Genomic DNA, 21,500 nt, shown 5'->3' on the forward strand with positions numbered 1-21,500 from the left:
CACGCCACCGAACACTCACCCCACGACGGCGACAATCAACCCATCCCAACCGTGCCCATCGGTGGATCGAGGCTTAGCGGTGTATCCGGCCCAGGTGTCCGAGGACATGTTCAGCTATCCGCTCACCGCAGGCGGGTTCACCGTCATTCAGGTCTGGTTCTTCGTCCAGCATGTTGGTCTGCTGGCGGGCATCGCGGCACTGGCCCGCGCGGGGATCATGGTCCAGGGTCGCAGCGCCCTCTGGGGCGTCGGCCTCGCCGTCACCGGCATGGCACTGCTCGCGGTCACCGAGTTGATCGCGATTTTGGCACGCAGATCGACCTATCCCGGCGACGGCACCGGCCTTGCCGACGCGCTCTACGGCGTTTCCAGCGTGGCAGTCGGTGTGGGACTGATTCTGGCCGGCATCGCGGTCCGCCGCGGGGGACGCTGGACGGGCTGGCGCGGGCTCGTGGTGCTGGTCGCCGGAATCTTCGTGTTCGTGCCGATGATGCCTGCGCTGATGGGACCGTTCATTCTTGCGCGCCTCGCCATCACGGTATGGATGCTGCTCTTCACGGCCCTGGGCTACGCGCTGTGGAAGGCCGACCAGCAATGAGCAGCCCGCCCGTCGGTGGCGGAGGCACCTGTCAATGTCTCCGTCACATGCCATCCACGCGGTGCATCATCGCCATGGATGTGAGTACCTGGGGGCGCGGTTTGCGGACTCGCCTGGTCAGCTGCACTGCGTGGTTACGTGGTCGAGCTCGTGGGGGCCGAGTCGACCTTCACCTGGAGCGGGACGTTCGACGCACGCCTTCTTCCGGGCGCGGTCACCGGCGGCCTGCTGGGATGGGCCGAGCGCCTGCGACGCGCCGGCCCACCGCGCAGATGGCGGCTGCTGGCTCTGGCGCCGCTGACGTTCTCCGTCGCGCCCATGCTGATACCCGGCGCCGTCACCACACTCGCGACAACTGGTATGGGCAGTGGTGCGATCGCGCTCGGGCTGATGGGCATCGTCGGCGGATACGCCTTGTCCGGACGGGGTCGGCCCTGGCCCCGCGTGGTGTGCGGTGCGGCAGGCGGGGAATTCACGGCCGCACTCGCCGCAGCTGTTGCCGGAATGACGGACCCTCCGCAGTCCTTCACCGACCCTCGAGGTGCCTGGGCGGCGATGCTGGCGGCCTTCTTGTACCCCGTGCTGGCTCTCGGCTGTTCGATACCGCACCGCAGTGCTTGTCACGAGATGCGGAACCAATACCGCGCGAGCGCACCGCGTGGACACACACCATCGCTCACATCGTCCGCGGCCTCGCTGGGTTGTGCCGGCCGCGATGGCGCCCGGGCGACAGCCCGGCCTAGGAGAAGGAGCGTCAAACATGGTCGTCATCACTAATCAGACAGTGGTCGCCTGTCCGCCGGAGGAGCTCTTCGACTACTGCGTCGACATCCGCAACGAGCTGGAGTGGAACCCCACGGCGAAGTCAATGGAGAAGCTGACCGATGGCCCCGTGGCCATCGGCACGAGGTTCCTGGCCCGCTGGAAGGGTGCGCCGTCGGCGATCGAGGTCGAGTGCCTCGAGTTCGAACGGCCCCTTCGCTGGGTCCACAACAATGGCGGGCCGATCGCGGTCACCTTCACCGGCACCGTAGAGCCGGTCGACGGCGGGTCGCTGCTCCGTGCCCGGTTCGACGCACGCCCGAGCGGTTGGTTCCGTCTGGTGTTCCCGGCGTTCGTGGTGATGGCGCGCCGTCAGGAGAAGGCCAACATGACCCACCTGAGACATGCCGTGGAACGGCGGACTGGTGACCTCCCGCGAAGAGGCGGAGCCGCGGCGCGCGAGATGCCGATCATCCACCGGATCTTGCGACACCAGATCGCCGAGGTGCGGATGCTGGTGCAGGAGACGCCGGCTGCCGATGCGCCGCGAGTGGGTGCCATCGCCGACCACCTTGGGTTCCTGCTCGACGAGCTGCACATGCACCACACCACGGAGGACGATCTGATCTGGCCGAAGTTGCTCGTCCGCGTGGGGCTCGATGCGCCGTTGGTGGAGCGGATGGAGGAGCAGCACCAGCAGATCGACGTGTCGGTCGCCGAGGTGCGCGCGGCGATGTCGGTGTGGCGATCGGATCCGACGCCGGCGTCGTCCTCGGCGCTCGCTGATGGCATCGGGGAGTTTCTCGTCGGTCTCGAAGCGCATCTCGACGAGGAAGAGCAGGTCGTCGTGCCGCTGATCGACCGCTTCTTGACCGAGGCCGAGTGGCAGGAGGTCGGAGAGCGCGGCTTCGAGAAGTTCACTCGGGCCCAGCGGTGGATCGCCCTCGGACAGTTGCTCGAGGTCGCGACGCCCGAGGAGGCGGTGATGATGTTCGGCACGCTGCCGCCGCCGGTGAAGGTGCTCTGGCACCTGATCGGGAAACGCAGGTACGGCAGGTACATCACGCCGGTCCGCGGCCGGCAGCTCGTGTGAACCGAGGAAGGCCGTGACCAAGGCGGCCGCCGTCTGCTCCCTCGTGCTCGGGTTGGGCTTCGGCCTCCCGGGCTCTTACGGCGCGTGGCACTACGCGCGACACGGCCAGGTGTGGACGTTCTTCGGCTTCCCCACCTATGGCGACGGGCCCTTCGATCGCTGGGGAATCCCGACCAGCACCGCGCTGCTCCTCGGCTTCGTCGCCGTGTGCGCAGCCGAGATCGTGGTAGGTGTCCTGCTGTGGCGCGGCGCCATGATCGCCCCGTGGTTGGCGCTCGCCCTGCTGCCGCTCGAGCTCGTCTTCTGGACCGGCTTCGGGCTGCCCTTTGGACCGCTGCTGGGATTGGCGCGCACCGGGCTCGTCGTCGCCATCCTGGTCTTGGGGGACTGACGCCAGCCGGACCGCCGGCCGAGAGCCCCCGGGTCACCCGCTGCCGAGGGCGGAGGGTGGTGGCCACGAAAATGTGGCCTGCCCATCCGCTCGAAAGGAAGTTGTGAAAACTTTCACAATTCCCGCGGGTGGTCATTTGGCGCACGTAGCGTGGAGGAGTGATCGATCCCGCGCTGACCCTCCTGAGCCTGGCCGATGCCGTACCAGCAGGCGTCCAGGGGCTGGCCAACGCCGATCCCGCCGGCCTGTTGCCCGCTCGACAGCAGATGGCGCTGTCGCTGGGCTGGCACATCATCCTGGCGTGCTTCGGGGTCGCATTCCCCGCAATGATCTTTGCGATGCACCTGATCGGCATCCGGCGCAACGACCCGGATGCGTTGCTGCTGGCGAGGAAGTGGGCGAAGGTCTCCGCTGTCCTGTTCGCAATCGGCGCGGTCTCCGGGACAGTGCTCAGCTTCGAGATGGGCTTGCTGTGGCCGGGCCTCATGGGCACCTACGGCGACGTCCTCGGCCTGCCCTTCGCATTCGAGGGACTGGCGTTCTTCGTCGAGGCGATATTCCTCGGGATCTATCTCTACGGCTGGGACCGGATGCCACCCAAGCAGCACCTGATGATGGTGCTGCCGATGGCGATCACCGGTGTCGTCGGGACGTTCTGCGTCATCGCGGTCAACGCCTGGATGAACGCCCCGGTCGGCTTCGACCTCGTCGACGGCGAGGTCACGAACGTCGATCCGTGGGCGGTGCTGCTCAACCCAGACGCGTTCTGGCAGTTCCTGCACATGTGGGTGGCGGCCTACATGGTCGCCGGGTTCACGATCGCCTCGGTCTACGCCGTAGGAATGCTGCGGGGCCGACGTGACCGGGCGCATCGGCTCGGCTTCACGCTCGCCTTCGCGTTCGCGAGCGGCTCGGCGGTCGTTCAGCCAGTCGTTGGCCACTTGCTGGGCAGCCGGATTGCCGAGACGCAGCCGGCCAAGCTCGCCGCGTTCGAACTCGCGACCGAGACCGAGAGCCCCTCGCCGCTCCGTCTGGGCGGCATTCTCGTCGATGGGGAGGTGAGGTGGTCGATCGACATTCCCTACCTGGGCTCGCTGATCGCGCGGAACTCGTTCAGCAAGCCGGTCGAAGGGCTGGCGAGCTTCCCGGTCGAGGATCGACCTCCCGTGAACATCACCCACTTGGCCTTCCAGAGCATGGTCGGGATCGGGACCCTGCTGGCGGTGGCCGCGGTCGTCTTCTGGGTGGCCCGCTGGCGGGGGAGGGACCTGCTGGAGCGCCGGTGGTTCCTGCGGTTCGCCTCCCTGGCCGGTGTGCTGGCGATCCTGGCGATGGAGGCGGGATGGATCGCAACCGAGGTCGGCCGGCAGCCGTGGATCGTCTACGGCCTCATGCGCACCCCGGAGGCGGCCGGTGAGAACTCGGGACTGTGGTGGCTACTTGGTGCGACCGCAGCGGTATACGCCGCGATGACGGCGGGGGCGGTGATCGTGCTGCGCTCCATGGCGCGGCGCTGGCGGTCCGGAGAGGTCGACCTCCCGAGCCCCTACGGACCCCAGGCGCAGCGTCCGCACGAGGGCGTGCGCCGGTGAGCCTGGCTGTGGTGGTCGCGGCGGCGCTGTTCGTGGGGGTGATCGCCTACGCGTTGTTCGGCGGCGCCGACTTCGGGGCCGGGTTCTACGACCTCACCGCCGGTGGGAGCGCTCGCGGTGCCGAGCTGCGGACCCTGGTCGACCACAGCATCGGACCAGTGTGGGAGGCCAACCACGTCTGGCTGATCTACGTGCTGGTGACCTGGTGGACGGCGTTCCCGGAGTCCTTCGCGGCCGCGATGTCGACGCTGATCCTGCCGATGCTGCTGGCCCTGCTGGGGATCGTGCTCCGTGGGGCAAGCTTCGCGTTCCGCAAGTACGCCGCCACGCTCGGCCAGGCGCGGGTGTTTGGGGTCGTCTTCGCGATCTCCTCGGTCATCACGCCGTTCTTCTTCGGCACCGTCGCTGGCGCGATCGCATCGGGGAGGGTGCCCGCGACCGGGCGCGGTGACCTGTGGACCTCCTGGATCAACCCGACCTCGATCTTCGGCGGAGTCATCGCGGTGGGCACGTGCGCCGTCCTCGCCGGGACCTTTCTGTGCGCGGACGCCCGCCGTGCCGGGCAGGACCGCCTGACCGAGGAACTGCGACGACGCACGCTGGCGGTCGCAGTGGTCACCGGCGCCGTCGTGTTCGCGGCCCTGGTCCCGCTCGAGCAGGACGCCCCCACGCTCGCGACGGGCCTGCAGGGCCGCGCCGCGCCGCTGGTCGCGGTCTCGGCGATCGGAGGGGTCGCCACTGTAGTGCTGATCGCGACACGGCGCTTCGCCACTGCGAGGCTGACCGCAGTGGTGGCCGTCGCCAGCGTTGTCTCCGGCTGGGGCGTCGGACAGTATCCCTGGCTCCTCGTCGACGAGGTGACCATCACCGAGGCCGCTGGCGCCCCCGCCACTCTCCGGGCCCTGCTCGTCGCCGCGGGTCTGGCGGCGCTCCTGGTCCTACCGGCACTGGGCTACCTCTACAAACTCACCCAGTCCGAGTCCTGGTCGCGCTAGAACACCGGCGATGCCGCGGTCAGGTCCTTCCCCACTCGCACCGGACTTCCTGTCCTGAGCGAGAATGGTGGCCATGACCACAGCCGGGGCGGAGCTGCGCTGGCTGCGCGCGGCCGTCGTGGCGACGGTGGCCACCTCGCTCGGGGTCATTGCGCATGTCTTGGCCGGAGGCCTCCTGCCGTCCTGGCCGGGGCTGGTCGTGATCCTCGCCGTCGTGATGGTCGTCGCCGCGGCCGCGCTCGGTCGTCCCGCGTCGTACCCGGTGATCGCCGGCCTCGTGGCGGGGGGACAGACGGGCGTGCACCTGCTCCTCACCGCAACAGCTGGACACGGCAGCCCTCATGCACCCACCGCGTCGTCGGGGACCATGTCGCCGGCGTCGACAGCCTTGTCACCGGCATCGATGACCACGGCCGACGGGGCCGGTGGGTACGCCCGTGTGATGAGGCAGGTCCCATCCGGGGTCGAGGGCGCTGGCGCTCCTCCGCACTGGGTGCAGCACCTGCTCGACGACATGACGGGCCTCAACGCGCTCATGGCCTTGGGGCACCTCGTCGCTGCGGCGCTGGTCTCGGTGTGGCTCTGGAAGGGTGAGCAGGCGGTGTGGGGCCTGATGGCCCTGCTGGGCGCTCGGGTCCGGTCCCGGATGGAGATGGCGTGCCGGACCCTTCCTGCTTCGATGACGACGTTGCCGCACCCCGCGCGCGGGGTGACGAGCACCGCCGTCAGCCACGTGCGCGCCCTCCGGTCACCGGTTGCCGGTACGACCTCCCGGCGCGGCCCTCCGCTCGGGCGCGCCCCCTCGCTTCTCACCTCGCCGTCCGGCTGAGTCACTCGGGCGGCGTCCGGCGCGACCGCGCCTCCGACACCCCGAGCCATCAACCGAAGGAACCACCATGTCCCAGCCTCGTTCACCCCTGCTCGCTGCCGCCCTCGCGTCGGCTCTCGTCCTGTCCATGTCGGCCTGCGCGGGGCCGGCCGACGAGGAGTCGTCACCGGGCGCCCAGTCCTCGAGCCCGGCGTCGACCCCAACGCCGTCGGCGACGACGACCTCTGACTCCCCGTCCTCGGAGCCGACGCCCACACCCACTCCGACGTCGACGGCGCCCGCCGGCCCCGCGATCACCATCAAGATCGCGGGCGACAAGGTCACGCCGAACGCCAAGGAGATCGACCTGCGCAGGGGCGAACCGCTGCTGATGACGATCACCTCCGACCGGCCCGGGCAGCTGCATGTGCACTCCAAGCCCGAGCAGTACGTGGACTTCAAGGCCGGCACCTCACAGCAGGAGCTGGTGATCAAGACCCCTGGCGTCGTGGAGGCCGAGGAACACGACACCAGCGCGGTCGTCGCCGTCATCACGGTCAAGTAGATGCTGTCCGCCCACGGAGTCGGGGGCGGCAGCGACCTGCCGATCCCGGCCTCGATGGCCATCCTGGGGGGGATGGCCGCCCTGGTCGTCTCCTTCGCGGTGCTGGCCATGGCGTGGCGCACGCCCCGCTACGAGAGCGGTGCCGACGGACGACCCGCACCCGCGGTGCTTGCCCGGCTGGTCGATCACCCGGTGTACACGGTCGTCCTGCGCACCTTGGGACTGGCGGGCCTCGGGTTCGTGGTGCTGTGCGCCGTCGCGGGCAAGGACGACCTGAGCAACCCGGTCTTCGGGATCGTCTATGTCCTTTTGTGGGTCGGCCTGGTCCCGGCGTCCTTGCTCCTCGGTCCGGTCGTGCGAGCGCTGAGCCCGGTGCGCACCCTGCACTACGTGCTCACCGCGGTCCTGCCAGTAGATCGGGAACACGGACTGGTTCGGCTACCGGCTCGCGTCGGCAAGTGGCCTGCCGCCGCCGGCCTGCTGGCCTTCGTCTGGCTCGAGCTGGTCTCACCGTCGGGGATCGAGCTGAACACCCTGCGCTGGTCGATCAGCGCCTACCTGGTGCTGATGGTGGGTGGCGCCTTGGTCTTCGGCGCCAAGTGGTTCGGACAGTCCGACCCCTTCGAGGTCTACTCCACGCTCGTGGGTCATCTCTCCATCTGGGGCCGCAGAGCCGATGGGGGGTTGGTGATCCGCAGCCCGTTGCGCAACCTCGCACGGGTGAGATCCGGGCCCGGCCTGATCGCCGTGGTCGCGGTGCTCCTCGGCTCCACGGCGTTCGACAGCGTGGCGGGGTCCGTGACCTGGCTCCGGTTCACCCAGTCGACCGACCGCAACGTCACCTTCGTCGAGACCGCGCTCCTGCTGCTCGCCTGCGGGATCGTCGGAGCAATGTACGTCGCCGCCACGGTCGCCCCCCGCCCAAGACCGGGTGTCAGCCGCTGGGACCTACCCGTCGCGTTGGCACACTCGATCGTCCCCATCGTGGTCGGCTACGTCGTGGCGCACTACGTCACCCTCCTGGTGGAGACCGGCCAGCTCACCCTCATCCAAGCCAGCGACCCGCTCGGCAACGGAGCCGACATCTTCGGGATCGCGGACCGCCAGGTCGACATCTGGCTCTCGCTCCATCCGTCGTTCCTGGCCAGCCTCAAGGTGGTAGCCATCGTCGCCGGGCACGTGATCGGCGCCGTGGCAGCGCACGACCGTGCACTGGCCCGCCTGCCAGCGAACAGCCAGACCAGCGGGCAGCTGCCATTGCTCGCAGTCATGGTGGCCTACACCTTCAGCGGGCTCTACCTGCTCTTCGGCCTTTGACTACGACCTCGAGCAGCTCACGGGGGGTGCGGGACCCACCCGGTCGTTGCCCAACACTGCGCCGATGGCTGGCGGGTCATACGGATGGAGAATGTGGAGCATGATGGTCAAGAGCTGCTGGACGTTGACGGCGCGCGCCCTGTCGCTGGTCCTGGTCCTGCTGCTGGCAGGCTGCGCTCAGGACGAAAGGTCGACCGACAACACCACTCCCATCGAGATCGCGGTGACCATCGAGGGCGGCGACGTCACGCCGAGCGGCGAGCGGATCGACGTCAAGCGCGGGCAGCCGATCGAGTTCGACGTCACCGCCGACACCTCGGGCCAGCTGCACGTGCACTCCGACCCGGCACAGAGCTTCGACTACGAACCGGGCACCAGCACCTTCCGTCTCACTCCCATCGAGCTCCCGGGGGTCGTCGAAGTGGAGGAAGAGGACCTGGGCCAGACCATCGTCCAACTCGAGATTCGCTGACCTACTTTCGGTAGTCCCCGAAGTAGACCCTGGCATCCAAGGTCCGAGCCTTGAATCGCTCCTGTGGTGCGCAAACGCCGACGACGTGCGGTGCCGCCTCGAGCGCCCGCCCTTCGTTTGCCGGGGCCTCCCGGCGCGCGGGCAGCTAGAACGCTGAAGCACCCGATCGATGTACCTGTCCAAGCTGATGTCGAGCGGCCTTGCGCGTGGGCTGCTCAGCGTCGTCCTCCCCGGGTAATGCGGCGACGGTTGGATGGTCGGACGAGGACCCGCCCGTCTTGGCCGCGCCGCCGGGAGAGCCGACCCTGGTGAAGAACTCGGTGTTGATTGCGGTGTAGCCGGCCCACTGAACCGGCACGTCATCTTCGTGAAGATCGCCCTACCGGGCACACGGGCTCGTAGGCCCCGCAGTCAACGCATTCGTCGGCATGGATGTAGAGCCTGCGCGAGCCCTCGTAGATGCAGTCCACAGGGCACTCATCGACACAGCCTCGGGGCCCCCCGCGCCGAATCAGAGACCAACCTCGACTGCGACCACCCATTCAATCTTTCTGGGTGGCCTCGCTTCCACGCGTCGTCGACACGCAACTGACGTCCAACGAGGTGGTGCCGTCGTGCATCTTGCGGCGGGGTCGAAAGTGGGCGTTATGCCGGGAGTTGGACCTTCAAAAGGACCTAGCGGCGATGGGACCAAACCGAGCGATGCGCAGGACTAGTCAAATCGGCGTTTGCCAATTGGCGACTACGCCTTGGAGCCGGGTCATCAGGTCGAGCCACAGTCCGCTGACCTGGAGTATGCCGAGCGTGATCATGACTAGTCCTCCGATGAGCATCACTGTTGATGCGCGGCGGCGCGCCCACTGGAGGCGGGTCATCGCCCGCGAGACCGAGAAGGCCGCGATGATGAACGGGATGCCCAGGCCGATGCTGTAGGCGAACGACAGGAAAGCGCCGCGGCCGGCCCCGGCGGTGCTGGTGGCCAGGGTGAGGACGGCGGCGAGGGTGGGGCCTATGCAGGGGGTCCAGCCGAGGCCGAACATGACGCCAAGCAGCGGTGCGCCGGCCAGCCCGGCGCGCGGGCGGTAGCCGAGCCGCAGGCTGCGGCTGGCGATCGGGAGTCGCCAGAACAGCCCAGTGAACGTCAGGCCGAACACGATGGTGAGCACCCCCAGGATGCGGACCAGCGTCTCTTGATGCGCGATCAGCAGAGCACCGAAGGTGCCGAACAGGACCCCGTAGCTGGTGAATACCGCTGCGAACCCGGCGACGAACAGGACTGCGCCGAGGACCACCCGGTGTGTGCCTTGGGTGCGGCCGGCGGTGTGGGTCTGGGTCTTGGTTCCGGTTGCGACCTGGCTGGGCGTTTCGGCGGCGCACGCATCGGTGGCGTGGTGGTTCTCCGCGCCGGACATCCCGGCGACGTAGGACAGATAGCCGGGCACGAGAGGTAGGACGCAAGGGGAGATAAAGGAGACCAGGCCCGCCGCGACCGCCAACAGTGCGGCGAGCACGAGCGGGCCAGACATCACCAGGTCGCTGGCGCTCATGGCAACGATGATCTCGGTCCTGTTCTTTCCTAGTGTGACGTCTGGTTCAGGTTCGGTAGGAACTCAGGTTACGACCAATGGATCGGCGCCCCGGGAATCAGACGCCGGCGTAGGAGTGGAGTCCGGTGATCCACAGGTTGACGCCGAAGAAGTTGAACAAGAAGGCGGCGTAGCCGGCGAGGGCGAACCAGGAGGCGCGCACGCCGCGCCACCCGGCGGTTGCCTGGGCGTGCAGGTGAGCGGCGTAGAAGACCCAGGTGATGAACGCCCAGGTCTCCTTGGGGTCCCAGCCCCAGTAGCGGCCCCAGGAGTTCTCGGCCCAGATGGCGCCGGCGATCACGGCAAAGGTCCAGATCGGGAAGGCGAAGATGTGGGCGGTGTGGGCGACCTGCTCCAAGGTGCGCGTGGAAGGGAGACTGGCGGCGTAACGCCCCTTGGGTGCATCCCCTGTGCTGCGCCGCTCCTGGCGGTGGCGCACCAGGTACAAGGCGGTCGCGACAGCGCCGACGGTGAAGACGCCTCCGGCGGTGATCGCGGCGGCCACGTGGATGACCAGCCAGTAGGAGTCCAGCACCGGCACCAGGTCGCCGGCGGGGGTGTAGAGGACGGTGACGGCCAGGCCGAGGGCGAGCAGGACGATGGCCACGACCCAGACGCCGAAGGCGCGTACCGGGCGCCTGGAGAGGAACGCCAAGTACGCGGCGCCGGCGGCGAGTGCGCACACCAGGACGAACTCATACATGTTGCCCCACGGCGCCCGTCCTGCCGCGAGACCGCGGGTGACGACACCGCCAAGGTTGAGCAGGAACGCCAGCACGGTCAGGGATGTCGCCACCGCGCCCAGCAGGCGGCTGCGGTCGTGGGGGCCTGTGACTGCGGTGCCGACCGTGCCGGCCCCTGCGATCCGACTGACGCCTGCCACCCGGCCAGCAGTCTCCGCGGCGTAGGCGAGCATGGCCAGGGCGTAGACCGCGATTGCCGAGTACACCAAGCGGTCGGAGAGCTGGGCCAGGGTCTGCTCGTCGGGGATCATGCGGAGGACTCCTTGCTAGGTGCGGGGGACGGCGCCGCTCCGCCCAGGGCGGTGACGAGCTCCTCGATCTCATCGCGAGGCGGTTCGCGGCGGGTGAGGGAGTAGCGGGCGACCTCGATCCGTGACTCGCCGCCCTCCGCGCCCCGAACTCGGACCCATAGCCGGCGGCGGCGGATGACCAGCGATGTGGTGAGCCCCACGAGCAGGACGACCGCGGCGACGAGGGTGATCTCCTTGCCAGGGTCGTGGGCGATCTGGAAGTTGGCGAAGCGGGAGACCCGGTCGAACGTCAGCGTGCCTTGCCCACCGGGAAGCTTCATGGTCTCCCCGACGGACAGCGCCTGGGTGATGGGTTGCCCGTTGCGGCGCACCTGGTTCAGCTGGTCCTTGTCGAGGGTGAACACCGACTGCGGCACTCCGTCACCGAGGCCGAGGTCGCCCGTGTAAGCGGTGAGGACCAGTTGGGGGTCGAGAGCGTCGGGGAACATGGAGTAGGGGCCTTGTGGCCCGACGGCGGCGGTCGGCAGGAAGAGGCCCTCGAAGGCGAGCTGGGTGGGCTGGGCGTCCGGCACCTTGATCACCCCTTCGGAGGCGTTGTCCGTGTCCAGCGGCAAGAACAGCACCGGCCCGGTGGACACGACTTGGCCGCGCCCGTCGCGGACGGTGACGACGGGGGCGTAGCCGTTGCCGGTGAGGAAGAACTTTGTCTCGTTGACGTCGAGCGGGTGGTTGGGCTCGACGGTGATGGTCTGCTCCTCGCCGCCACCGGCACGATAGGCGAGCATGGCGGCGAACTCCGTCGGCTGACCCATGTTGGGTCCGCTGGTCTGGTAGGAGACGTCGAACTGCTCCAAGGAGAACGACACCGGCTCCAGGTTGTCCACGTCGGTCCACGCCGAGGGGGAGAAGGCGTCGTACTGAGAGACGTCGTTGGCGAACGTACCGCCCTCGGCGACCGCCACCCGCCCTTCGAACCCGACCAGCTTGCCGGCAGCGATCCCGACCAGGAACACCAGCAACGACAGATGGAAGGCTAGGTTGCCGACCTCGCGCAGATAGCCGCGTTCAGCGCGCACCTCCTTACCGGTGGCGACGACGCGGAACCCATTGCTGCGTAGGTAAGCTACAGCGGCGGCGATGACCTCGGCCGGCTCTCGGGTGGTTTCCCAGGTGCGGTGGCCCTCCAGGCGGGCGAGGTTGCGCGGGGCGGGCGGAGGATCGCTACGCACGGACTGCCAAAGGCGACGGGACCGAGGCAGCACACACCCGGTCATGGAGATCAGCAGCAGGACGTAGATGGCGGCGAACCATGGAGACGCGTAGACGTCGAACATCCCCATGCGGTCCAGCCAGGGCGAGATGCGTGGGTTGTCCCGCGTGTAGTTGATCACTGCTGCTGGGTCGCTGGCGACGTTGCGCTGCGGGAACAGTGACCCTGGGATGGCGGCGAGCGCGAGAAGCGCGAGCAGGACAACCGCGGTGCGCATCGAGGTCAGGTTCCGCCACGCCCAGCGCAGCCACCCCCAGGACGGCGGAGCCTGCCCGGTTGATGGGTGGCTCCGGACCGTGGTCTTCGTGTCGAGGTCAGTCACCGGCTGGTGTCTGCTTCCGCGGCGGTCTCGGTGACGATCGTGGTGAGCGTCGCGTAGTCGGTGGGCCCGACGATCCTGGCAGCGAGGCGACCTTGGGCGTCGACGACCAGGGTGCTCGGCACCGCGCTGGGGGGCAGAGCCGGTCCGAACGCCAGCACTGCAGCGCTGGAGGTGTCGCTGGTGATGCTGGGATACTCGATGTTGTAGCTGTCCTCGAACGCCCGGGCCGAGGCGTCGTTGTCGCGGACGTTGATCCCGACAAACCGCACTCCCAGCTCTTCGGTCTCCTCCGACACTCGTCGCAGGGCGGATGCCTCGGTTCGACACGGCGCGCACCACGAGCCCCAGACGTTGTAGACGACCACGCTGCCGGCCATCGAGGTGCTGTCGAAACGGCCGCCGTCCAGCAGGTCGCCCGTGAACGGCTCGACATCTCGCCGGTCCTCAGGGGCGATGACTTCGACGACCCGGTCGGTGGCGGTCGGGGTCCCGCGGCCGGCGCCACAGGCCGATAGGGACATCGCCACGGCGATGAGACAGGCCGCGGTGCGTGTCCGGGATCTCGGCCGGCTGGTCATGTGGGCTGCTCCTCTAGCGCGTCGTAGGCAGGGGTGCGTCTTCTTCGCGTCGCCGCCGGTTTCGTACTGTACGTACCAGCCATCGAGTTCAAAACGTTGGCACCTGCGACGGGACATGAGGTAGTACGTGCGACGACTCGGTGGCGGCGGTCGCCTATCGGCGGGCGCGGTCGCGGGAATCGCGGTGGCCGCCCTGCTGGGTGGGTGCGGCGGACCCTCCGGCGACTACGCGGCCGAGGACTTCGCCGCTCCGCCAGTCGAGCCGATCGCGTTGCAGGGGCTCGACGACTGCACCGGGTTGGAGGACGAAGGATCCACGGGCGACGGCTCCGATCGGCTGCCACAGGTGGAGCTGCCGTGTCTCAACGAGACAAGAAGGGTAGACGTGTCCCGGTTGGCTGGTCCGGCGGTGGTCAACCTGTGGGCGTCGTGGTGTGGTCCGTGTCGAAAGGAGATGCCGATGCTCGCGAAGGCAGCCCGGCGTCACCCTGAGGTCCAGTTCGTCGGCATCAACACCCAAGACCGCCAGGAAGCGGCCGCGGACCTCCTGACCCAGACGGGCGTCAGCTATTCGCAGCTGGTTGACGTCGACGCGGTCGTGCTTGACGACACCCGGGTCCCGGGATTGCCGGTCACGCTCGCCGTGGATGCGGAGGGCAGGGTCGTGGACCGGGTGATCGGCGAGCTCTCCAGCTCGGAGCTCGCCACGCTGCTGGACTCGCTCAGTCAGGGGGAGTAGACCGGTGCAACCTGCTCCTGCGACTTCGGCTCGGGTCCGATCGGCCGAAGCTGGCACGACGGCCGCCTCCCTCACCCGCCAGCCTGGGCGCCGCACTCTCCTCGCGCGTCCCCCGGCGGCCGCCCTGGCCGGTTTCGCTGCGGCGGGGGCCAGCGCTCCGTGGGAGCAGCGATGGCTCCTGCCGTTGGCGGTCGCTGCGCTGGTGCTTCTACTGCGACGGGTGTCGGTGCGCTACGCGGTTGTCCTGGGGCTGCTGTTCGGGCTTGCCTACACCTTGGCCCTGACGTCGTGGATGCGGGCCGTGGGCACCGACGCCTGGCTGCTGCTGAGTCCCGTGGTCGCCGCCTACTACGCCGTGGCCGCGGTCGCCATCGCGCTTGTGGGTCGGCTACGCGGCTGGCCGTGGTGGACCGCGTGCGTGTGGGTGGCGGTCGAGGCCGCGATGTCAAGCTGGCCGCTAGGCGGGTTCCCGTGGACGAGGCTGGCCTGGGCCACCGTCGATACCCCGTTCGCGCTGTGGCTGCCCTGGATCGGCGCCACCGGCGTCAGCTTCCTGGTCGCCCTGGCCGGTGCGACACTTGCTTGGGTGCTCCACGAAGGCAAGGCACGTCCCGCAGGAGCTGCCGCAGCCATCGTCGCCGCACTCCTCGTCGGGGCAGTGCCCGCCCTGTTCAGGCCCGAATCGTTGACATCGTCCTGGGAAACCGGCCGACCCACGGTGACGGTCGCCGCGGTGCAAGGCGACGTGCCCGGTGCCGGCAACGACTTGGTCGCCGTTCACGAGCAGGTCACTGCGAACCACGTCCAAGCCACCCTCGACCTCGCCCGGCGAGTGGAAGCCGGGGCCGCCCCGCAGCCCGACTTCGTGCTGTGGCCCGAGAACTCCACCGCCGTCGACCCGTTCCGCGACGAGGAGACCAATGCGGGAATCTCCCGGGCAGTGGCGGCCATCGACGTGCCGCTGCTGGTGGGCGCCATCGTGGACGGGCCCCGCCCGGACGCCGTCCTCAACCAGGGACTGGTGTGGCTGCCGGACGGTTCGACCGACGAGCGGTACACCAAACGTCACCCGGTGCCGTTCGGCGAGTACGTGCCCTTCCGCAGCCAGCTCGCCGGCCTCCAGATCGGGCGCCTGGACATGATTCCCCGGGACATGATCGCCGGCGCCCGTAGCCGGCCGCTCAACGTCGCCGGCACCCGGGTGGTGGACCTGATCTGCTTCGACGTGGCCTACGACGACTCGCTGATCGCCCAGGTCCAGAACGGCGGGCAGATGGTGACGGTACAGACCAGCAACGCGACCTTCACCGGAACGTCGCAACAGCAGCAGCAGTTCACGATCAGCCGGGCTCGGGCCATGGAGACCGGCCGCACCGTGATCGTGGCCTCTACCAACGGCATCAGCGGCGTGATCGCCCCCGATGGGACGGTCCGCCAACAGCTGGAACCCCGGACGACCGATATTGCCGTCACCGAGGTGGCGCTGGTGGATTCGCAGACCCCCGCGGTTCGGCACGGCTCCCTCATCAAACTGGTCCTGTGCCTGATGGGCGTCGCCGCCGCGATCACGGCGGCAGTGAGGTCCTCCCGCCGCCAGTTCCCCTTGCGAGGGCATCATCTGAAGTCATGGCGCACGCCGCGCGAGCGAGTCGATACCTGACGGTGCTTCGCCCGAGTCCGTGGGTGGGCGAGGGTGTGGCAGCCGGGCTTGCTCAGCCGGTGGGGACCAGAAAGAGCTGGGGATCAGGTCGCCATGCCGACGAGAAGGCGCCCGGGAAGTTCACGGAGTCCGCATCGCCCCTGGCTCGGCGCCATCGGTGACCCGTACGAGGGCAGGGTCGGCCGGTTCACTGGCACATTGTCGCGTGCCGGGTGGACCTTCGCCGCAGTGGGGGGCAGTGGTGGCCCAACTCACCGAGAGCGCGACGGCCGCTCGGGGCATCGGTGGGGTCGTGCTCGGCGGCGCGTTCGTGCTCCGCGCCGTCGGCGACGTCATCGGCGCCGACGACGGCGGTCCGTCGCCGTCGTGGCTCTCCCCGCTGAGCCTGGCGAACGAGATCCGACCCTTCGCCGCAGAACGATGGTGGCTCCTCGGCCTCTTCGCGTTACTGGTCGTCGGGCTCACCGCCGCGGCGGTGGCGCTGTCGGCCCGACGCGACGTCGGCGCCGGGCTGGTCCGACCCGGACTCGGCCCGGCCGGGGCGACCCCGGGGCTGCGTGGACCACTCACCCTGGCCTGGCGGCTCCAGCGGCGGCACTGGCCGCGGCCGGCCTGGTCAGTGGGCTGGTCTACGGCATCACCGTCGATGACGTCGGAGGACAGGTACCCCGGCTGCTGGGGCCGCCATGGTGCAGGTGATCGGCGTCTGGGTCCTCACCGGCGTCGTGGTCGCGTTGTTCGGCCTGATCCCCCGGTTTGCGCTCGCGGCCTGGGCCACCTGGTTCGCGTTCCGCGTGTTGCTGCTCCTCGACGCGTTCGACTGGGTCAGCCAGACACTGCTCGACCTGTCCCCGTTCACCCATCTGCCGAAGCTGCCCGGTGGACACCTCGACACAACCCCGCTCGGCTTGGTCCTCGGCATCGCAGCGGCGCTCGTGGTTGCCGGACTGCTCGGGTTCCGACGCCGCGACGTCGGCCGCACATAGCCACGGTCCTGGCCGCACCGGTGACGGTGAGTACGGTCGAGCGGCACCTTAAGAAAGGGACCACTCCTGTGACACTGCCCGACATCAGAACCGCCGACAGCACGATCGCACTCCTTCGCGACCCCTACCGCTACATCTCTCGCCGGGCTGCCGAACTGGGCGAGGACATCTTCGAGACCCGGCTACTACTGCGGCCTACCACCTGCATGACCGGGGTTGAGGCCGCCGGTGTCTTCTACGACCCGTCACGGTTCCAGCGGGCCGGAGCCGCCCCACCTCCACTGCAGAAGACCCTCTTCGGCCAGGGAGGCGTCCAAGGCCTCGACGACGAGGACCATCGGCAGCGCAAGGCGATGTTCCTCCAGATCGTCGAACGCGACCGGGTCGAAGCGCTGGTCGAGGTCGTCACCCGCGAGTGGCAGCGTGCCGTCGACGGTTGGATCGCGGTCGGGCAGATCAAGCTCTACCCCCGTCTCCAGGTACTGCTGACCCGGGCCGTCTGCGAGTGGGCTGGTGTCCCGCTACCAGAAGCGGAGGTCGAGGTCCGCGCCCGTCAGCTCACTGCCCTCTTCGACGACGCCGGGCGCATCGGTGTCGGTCACCTTCGGTCGCGAGCCGCCCGCAAGGCCGCTGACCGGTGGGCCGCTGAGGTCATCGACCAGATTCGTGCGGGCAAGCTGGACCCACCCCCCTCATCTGCGGCGTACGTCGTCGCCCACTACCGCGAACGAGACGGTCGACCCATGGCCCCCCGCGTAGCCGCGGTGGAGCTGCTCAACGTGCTACGACCCACAGTCGCCACCGCCGTCTACATCACGTTCGTCGCCCACGCCTTGGATGCGCACCCGGCCTGGAAAGAACGGCTCGCCAACGGCGACGGCGGCGAGGACCTGGCGTTCGTGGAAGAAGTGCGCCGCCACTACCCGTTCTTCCCCGCCGTGGCCGCCGTCGTCCGCGAACCATTCGAATGGCGAGGCCACCGGTTCCCCCCGGGCCGCCGCGTCCTGCTCGACCTCTACGGCACCAACCACGAGAGCCGGTACTGGCGCGACCCGGACCGCTTCGACCCCGGCCGGTTCCTCGGTGAAGAACCCGATCGGTTCGCCTTCGTGCCCCAGGGCGGAGGCGAGCCCGCCGTGCACCATCGGTGCCCCGGCGAGCCGATCTCAACCCGGCTCATGACCGTCGCTCTCGATCGGATGGTCAGGCACATGACCTACACGCCGCTGGCGGTCCCCACTGCGCTCGACTTCGGTCGCCTCCCGGCCCTCCCGGCCGGCGGCTACCCGATCCGACTGGCAACGGCCGACAGAGCCACCTGAGGTTGAACCGCGGCGTCCGGGGGTCAGTTTTCACGTGCCGTCGATACCGCGGGCTATCGATCCAGCGCGCATACTTGAAAAGTGCATGTGGACGTCGAGGTCGAAGCCGTCATCCCATTCCCCTGCGAAGAAGTCGCCGCCTACGCGGGAGACCCCACGAACGCTCCAGAGTGGTACGCGAACATCCAATCGGTGCGCTGGCGCACACCGCCCCCGACAGCACTCGGGTCGAAGATGGACTTCGAAACAAGGTTTCTCGGCCGCCGTCTCGCCTACACCTACGAAGTCGTGGATCTCGAGCCGGGGCGGCGGCTGGTGATGCGCACTGCGGATGGACCGTTTCCCATGGAGACCACCTGCACCTGGGAGCAGGTGGCTGGAGGGACCTTGATGAGGTTGCGCAACCGCGGTGCTCCGAGCGGATTCGCCAAGGTTGCCGCACCCGTGATGGCGAAGGCGATGAAGAGCGCAATGGGCAAAGACCTCGACCGTCTCGCCCAGCGGCTGGCGAACCGCTGAAGCTCGCCCACCTGGCGCGTCAAACCGCCGCCAATGCTCCTGCCCCGGGAGTCTCCAGAGCCGCTGTCACGGGCTCCCGCGGGAGGCGCTGCCGGCTCGAACAGCGAGTCGAGCGATTCTCCTGCGGAGTCCCTGCGGAATTTGGGCCACATGCGGCATGAGAAAACGGCCCCCGATCCTGCGTTTCCGCAGGTCAGGAGCCGTTTCCGTGATCTTCGCGATCCTAGATGTCGTAGTAGAGCTCGAACTCGTGCGGGTGCGGACGCTGCTGGACCGGGGCGATCTCCTGGGTGCGCTTGAAGTGGATCCAGGTCTCGATCAGGTCGTCGGTGAAGACACCGCCGGCCGTCAGGTACTCGTGGTCGGCCTCGAGGGCGTCGAGCACGGCGTCGAGGCTGGTCGGCACCTGGTTGATGTCGGCCATCTCGTCCGGCGGCAGCTCGTAGATGTCCTTGTCGATCGGCGCTGCGGGCTCGGTCTTGTTCTGGATGCCGTCGAGACCGGCGAGCATCAGGGCCGAGAAGGCGAGGTAGGGGTTCGCCGACGGGTCGGGGAAGCGGGCCTCGACGCGCTTGGCCTTGGGGTTGGCACCCGTGATCGGGATGCGGACCGAGGCGGAGCGGTTGCGCGAGGAGTAGACGAGCGAGATCGGCGCCTCGAACCCGGGCACGAGCCGGTGGAAGGAGTTCACGGTGGGGTTGGTGAACGCGAGGAGCGACGGGGCGTGCTCGAGGATGCCGCCGATGTACCAGCGGGCGATGTCGGACAGGCCGGCGTACCCGGTCTCGTCGAAGAACAGCGGGTCGCCGTCCTTCCACAGCGAGGAGTGGATGTGCATGCCCGAGCCGTTGTCGCCGAAGATGGGCTTCGGCATGAAGGTGACCGACTTGCCCTGGTCCCACGCGGTGTTCTTGATGAGGTACTTGAACTTCATCACGTCGTCCGCGGCCTTGAGCAGTGTGTCGAAGCGGTAGTTGATCTCCGCCTGGCCGGCGGTGCCGACCTCGTGGTGGGCACGCTCGACGAGGAGGCCGCAGGCCTCGAGGTTCTTGACCATGTCGGCGCGCAGGTCGCTGTAGTGGTCGTAGGGCTCGACGGGGAAGTAGCCGCCCTTGAGGCGCGTCTTGTAGCCCTTGTTCTGGCCGTCGTCCTTGCCGGAGTTCCACCAGCCCTCGACGGAGTCGATGTGGTAGTAGCCCTCGTTGACGCCCGTGCTGTAGCGGACGTTGTCGAAGATGTAGAACTCGGCCTCGGGGGCGAAGTAGGCGGTGTCCGCGATGCCGGTCGAGTCGAGGTAGGCCAGCGCCTTGCGCGCGATGTTGCGCGGGTCGCGGCTGTAGGCCTCGCCCGTGATCGGGTCGTGGATGAAGAAGTTGACGTTGAGGGTCTTGCTGCGGCGGAACGGGTCGAGGTACGCCGTCGTCGGGTCCGGGAAGAGCGACATGTCGGACTCGTTGATCGCCTGGAACCCGCGGATCGAGGAGCCGTCGAAGCCGAGGCCGTCGTCGAAGACGCTCTGGTCGAAGGAGGATGCCGGGACCGTGAAGTGCTGCATCACGCCCGGCAGGTCGCAGAAGCGGACGTCGATCATCTCGACGCCCTCGTCCTTGATGAACTTCAGGAGCTCATCGGAGTTGTTGAACATTCGGTTCCTCCTTGACGGCGACGTGCGCACGTCGAGTTTGCAGCGTTCGGGAGCGGAGCCTCGTTGCACCGTGCCGCCACGCTAGGTGGGAGCAGTTTCCAGACCGTATCCCGTTTGTTTCGCCCGTGTTACAGGTGACCGGTCGCTGGGCCGTCCCCGGACGCCTCCTAGGCTGGGTGCGTGACCAGCGCTGTAACACCGGAGCTCGAGTCGGCCCCGTGGGGAAGGCGCATCCTCGCCCTGTTCGTGGACTGGATCACCTGCCTGGCCGTCGTCGAGGGACTCGTGGCGGCCGGCGTCATCGGTGGCAACCCCAACGGCCTCGGCACGTTGGCGCTCTTCGTCCTCGAGTCCGCGCTGTTCACCGCGCTGGCCGGCGGGTCGTTCGGGAAGCTCGCGACGAGGATCCGGGTCGTACGCCGCGACGGCTCGGGCCAGCCTCCCTCGCTGCTGCGAGCCCTCCTGCGCTCGGTGCTGGTCGCGCTGCTCATCCCGCCGTTGCTGACCTTCGACGGCCGCGGCCTGCACGATGTCGCGGCCGGCACCCGCAGCGTGACGCTCTGAGGCGGAGCCTCAGCGGCCGCGCTGCTGCGAGCGCATGCCCTTCATCGAGGTCGGGATCGGCCCCTTGGGCAGCGGCAGCTTGCCGCGCTGGGCGTCGAGGGCCTTGAGGCGCTGGAGGATGTCGGTCATCTCGGCGGGCTTGACGTTGCGGCCGAGCTTCTGGACGTGCTTGACCAGCTTGGGCAGCGGCACCTCGCCCTCGCCGCGGCCGCACACGACCTCGTGGATCGGGACGCCGTACGCCACGCGCTCGTGCTTCTTGCGCTCGGTCGCGAGCAGCGCCTTGACGCGGCTGGGGCTCGAGCCCTCGCCGACCAGCACGATGCCGGGGGGACCGACGACGCGGTGCACGACGTCCTGCTGCTTGGTGAAGCCGACGACCGGGTCGACCTTCCAGCCGCGGCGCAGCATCTGCAGGGCGCCCGCTCCGGCGGCCGGCTGGCCCTCCATCTGCGTGTACGCCGCCTTCTGGGCGCGGCGGCCGAAGACGAGCAGCGCGCAGAGCGCACCGATCAGGAGCGCGCCGACGACCGAGATGATCCAGCCGATCAGGCCGTCACCGGGCAGCACCCACATGAGCGCGAAACCGAGGGCGGCGCCGAGCACGAAGACGCCCATCACGATCAGGCCGATGCGCGGGTCGCTCCGCTTGGCCATCGTGTAGGTCTGCATGATCTGCCCGCGGCGCGAGCTGGGCGTGGTGGCGGGGGTCGACATGAGGT

21 protein-coding genes and 1 pseudogene are annotated in these 21,500 nt (G+C 68.7%); 15 read left to right on the plus strand and 7 right to left on the minus strand.

The window, feature by feature from the left end:
• The first annotated feature begins 79 nt into the window (after positions 1-79).
• The 9 genes from Q1B24_RS20795 to Q1B24_RS20835 all read left to right on the plus strand — a co-directional run bounded on the left by Q1B24_RS20795 (position 80) and on the right by Q1B24_RS20835 (position 8,593).
• Positions 80-598: a hypothetical protein gene (locus Q1B24_RS20795; RefSeq protein ID WP_299932461.1), complete on the plus strand. Its 519-nt coding sequence runs from the start codon at positions 80-82 to the stop codon at positions 596-598.
• 760 nt (positions 599-1,358) lie between these two features.
• Positions 1,359-2,453: a hemerythrin domain-containing protein gene (locus Q1B24_RS20800; protein WP_299932464.1), complete on the plus strand. Its 1,095-nt coding sequence runs from the start codon at positions 1,359-1,361 to the stop codon at positions 2,451-2,453.
• A 13-nt stretch (positions 2,454-2,466) separates the two neighbouring features.
• The gene (locus Q1B24_RS20805) at positions 2,467-2,844 is read left to right on the plus strand and encodes a hypothetical protein (RefSeq protein WP_299932467.1); all 378 of its coding nucleotides are present in this window, start codon (positions 2,467-2,469) and stop codon (positions 2,842-2,844) included.
• Between the two features lie 158 nt (positions 2,845-3,002).
• On the plus strand, positions 3,003-4,436 hold the full coding sequence (locus tag Q1B24_RS20810) for a cytochrome ubiquinol oxidase subunit I (RefSeq protein ID WP_299932470.1): 1,434 nt from the start codon (positions 3,003-3,005) through the stop codon (positions 4,434-4,436).
• Positions 4,433-5,431, plus strand: a complete 999-nt coding sequence (locus Q1B24_RS20815; protein ID WP_299932473.1) for a cytochrome d ubiquinol oxidase subunit II — start codon at positions 4,433-4,435, stop codon at positions 5,429-5,431. Before Q1B24_RS20810 ends, Q1B24_RS20815 begins: the two co-directional genes overlap by 4 nt.
• A gap of 73 nt (positions 5,432-5,504) precedes the next feature.
• On the plus strand, positions 5,505-6,260 hold the full coding sequence (locus Q1B24_RS20820; protein WP_299932476.1) for a hypothetical protein: 756 nt from the start codon (positions 5,505-5,507) through the stop codon (positions 6,258-6,260).
• Between the two features lie 67 nt (positions 6,261-6,327).
• Positions 6,328-6,804 (plus strand): hypothetical protein, encoded by a 477-nt coding sequence (locus tag Q1B24_RS20825; RefSeq protein ID WP_299932480.1) that lies wholly within the window; start codon positions 6,328-6,330, stop codon positions 6,802-6,804.
• The gene (locus Q1B24_RS20830) at positions 6,805-8,121 is read left to right on the plus strand and encodes a hypothetical protein (protein WP_299932483.1); all 1,317 of its coding nucleotides are present in this window, start codon (positions 6,805-6,807) and stop codon (positions 8,119-8,121) included. It begins immediately after the preceding gene.
• 100 nt (positions 8,122-8,221) lie between these two features.
• Positions 8,222-8,593: a hypothetical protein gene (locus tag Q1B24_RS20835; protein ID WP_299932486.1), complete on the plus strand. Its 372-nt coding sequence runs from the start codon at positions 8,222-8,224 to the stop codon at positions 8,591-8,593.
• Positions 8,594-8,738: 145 nt separating this feature from the next.
• Here the strand turns inward: Q1B24_RS20835 and fdxA are convergent.
• The 5 genes and pseudogenes from fdxA to Q1B24_RS20860 form a co-directional block, all read right to left on the minus strand.
• Positions 8,739-9,135: pseudogene (gene fdxA / locus Q1B24_RS20840) on the minus strand (ferredoxin).
• A gap of 174 nt (positions 9,136-9,309) precedes the next feature.
• Positions 9,310-10,140: a cytochrome c biogenesis protein CcdA gene (locus Q1B24_RS20845; protein WP_299932489.1), complete on the minus strand. Its 831-nt coding sequence runs from the start codon at positions 10,138-10,140 to the stop codon at positions 9,310-9,312.
• Between the two features lie 97 nt (positions 10,141-10,237).
• Positions 10,238-11,173 (minus strand): c-type cytochrome biogenesis protein CcsB, encoded by a 936-nt coding sequence (ccsB, locus tag Q1B24_RS20850; RefSeq protein ID WP_299932492.1) that lies wholly within the window; start codon positions 11,171-11,173, stop codon positions 10,238-10,240.
• Entirely contained in the window at positions 11,170-12,660 is a 1,491-nt protein-coding gene (locus Q1B24_RS20855; RefSeq protein ID WP_299932495.1) for a cytochrome c biogenesis protein ResB, read from the minus strand. Before Q1B24_RS20855 ends, ccsB begins: the two co-directional genes overlap by 4 nt.
• Before the next feature lie 101 nt (positions 12,661-12,761).
• Complete coding sequence (locus Q1B24_RS20860) at positions 12,762-13,460, minus strand: TlpA disulfide reductase family protein (RefSeq protein ID WP_299932498.1); 699 nt, start codon at positions 13,458-13,460, stop codon at positions 12,762-12,764.
• A 67-nt stretch (positions 13,461-13,527) separates the two neighbouring features.
• Here Q1B24_RS20860 and Q1B24_RS20865 point away from each other — a divergent pair, with 67 nt between their 5' ends.
• The 5 genes from Q1B24_RS20865 to Q1B24_RS20885 all read left to right on the plus strand — a co-directional run bounded on the left by Q1B24_RS20865 (position 13,528) and on the right by Q1B24_RS20885 (position 18,569).
• The gene (locus tag Q1B24_RS20865; protein ID WP_299932501.1) at positions 13,528-14,082 is read left to right on the plus strand and encodes a TlpA disulfide reductase family protein; all 555 of its coding nucleotides are present in this window, start codon (positions 13,528-13,530) and stop codon (positions 14,080-14,082) included.
• Between the two features lie 4 nt (positions 14,083-14,086).
• Positions 14,087-15,742, plus strand: coding sequence for an apolipoprotein N-acyltransferase (gene lnt, locus Q1B24_RS20870; RefSeq protein ID WP_299932504.1), 1,656 nt, complete (start codon positions 14,087-14,089; stop codon positions 15,740-15,742).
• 689 nt (positions 15,743-16,431) lie between these two features.
• Positions 16,432-16,728, plus strand: coding sequence for a hypothetical protein (locus tag Q1B24_RS20875; RefSeq protein WP_299932507.1), 297 nt, complete (start codon positions 16,432-16,434; stop codon positions 16,726-16,728).
• A gap of 68 nt (positions 16,729-16,796) precedes the next feature.
• Positions 16,797-18,050, plus strand: a complete 1,254-nt coding sequence (locus Q1B24_RS20880; protein ID WP_299932510.1) for a cytochrome P450 — start codon at positions 16,797-16,799, stop codon at positions 18,048-18,050.
• Positions 18,051-18,131: 81 nt separating this feature from the next.
• Positions 18,132-18,569 (plus strand): SRPBCC family protein, encoded by a 438-nt coding sequence (locus Q1B24_RS20885; protein ID WP_299932513.1) that lies wholly within the window; start codon positions 18,132-18,134, stop codon positions 18,567-18,569.
• Positions 18,570-18,792: 223 nt separating this feature from the next.
• Here the strand turns inward: Q1B24_RS20885 and glnA are convergent, their stop codons facing one another.
• The gene (gene glnA / locus Q1B24_RS20890; RefSeq protein ID WP_299932516.1) at positions 18,793-20,214 is read right to left on the minus strand and encodes a type I glutamate--ammonia ligase; all 1,422 of its coding nucleotides are present in this window, start codon (positions 20,212-20,214) and stop codon (positions 18,793-18,795) included.
• A gap of 180 nt (positions 20,215-20,394) precedes the next feature.
• Between glnA and Q1B24_RS20895 the strand changes: the two genes are divergently transcribed.
• Complete coding sequence (locus Q1B24_RS20895) at positions 20,395-20,778, plus strand: RDD family protein (protein ID WP_299932519.1); 384 nt, start codon at positions 20,395-20,397, stop codon at positions 20,776-20,778.
• A 9-nt stretch (positions 20,779-20,787) separates the two neighbouring features.
• Here the strand turns inward: Q1B24_RS20895 and Q1B24_RS20900 are convergent, their stop codons facing one another.
• Entirely contained in the window at positions 20,788-21,495 is a 708-nt protein-coding gene (locus tag Q1B24_RS20900) for a DUF4191 domain-containing protein (protein ID WP_299932522.1), read from the minus strand.
• Between the last annotated feature and the right edge of the window lie 5 nt (positions 21,496-21,500).

The sequence above is a fragment of the uncultured Nocardioides sp. genome (assembly GCF_947488025.1).
Classification (GTDB): Bacteria; Actinomycetota; Actinomycetes; order Propionibacteriales; family Nocardioidaceae; genus Nocardioides.

Excerpts from the sequence above, each read along its gene's own strand:
- Q1B24_RS20800 (WP_299932464.1), top strand. The coding sequence starts at position 1,359 with ATGGTCGTCATCACTAATCAGACAGTGGTCGCCTGTCCGCCGGAGGAG.
- Q1B24_RS20820 (WP_299932476.1), top strand. The coding sequence starts at position 5,505 with ATGACCACAGCCGGGGCGGAGCTGCGCTGGCTGCGCGCGGCCGTCGTG.
- Q1B24_RS20825 (WP_299932480.1), top strand. The coding sequence starts at position 6,328 with ATGTCCCAGCCTCGTTCACCCCTGCTCGCTGCCGCCCTCGCGTCGGCT.
- Q1B24_RS20830 (WP_299932483.1), top strand. The coding sequence starts at position 6,805 with ATGCTGTCCGCCCACGGAGTCGGGGGCGGCAGCGACCTGCCGATCCCG.
- Q1B24_RS20835 (WP_299932486.1), top strand. The coding sequence starts at position 8,222 with ATGATGGTCAAGAGCTGCTGGACGTTGACGGCGCGCGCCCTGTCGCTG.
- Q1B24_RS20845 (WP_299932489.1), bottom strand. The coding sequence starts at position 10,140 with ATGAGCGCCAGCGACCTGGTGATGTCTGGCCCGCTCGTGCTCGCCGCA.
- ccsB (WP_299932492.1), bottom strand. The coding sequence starts at position 11,173 with ATGATCCCCGACGAGCAGACCCTGGCCCAGCTCTCCGACCGCTTGGTG.
- Q1B24_RS20855 (WP_299932495.1), bottom strand. The coding sequence starts at position 12,660 with ATGCGCACCGCGGTTGTCCTGCTCGCGCTTCTCGCGCTCGCCGCCATC.
- Q1B24_RS20860 (WP_299932498.1), bottom strand. The coding sequence starts at position 13,460 with ATGTCCCGTCGCAGGTGCCAACGTTTTGAACTCGATGGCTGGTACGTA.
- glnA (WP_299932516.1), bottom strand. The coding sequence starts at position 20,214 with ATGTTCAACAACTCCGATGAGCTCCTGAAGTTCATCAAGGACGAGGGC.
- Q1B24_RS20900 (WP_299932522.1), bottom strand. The coding sequence starts at position 21,495 with ATGTCGACCCCCGCCACCACGCCCAGCTCGCGCCGCGGGCAGATCATG.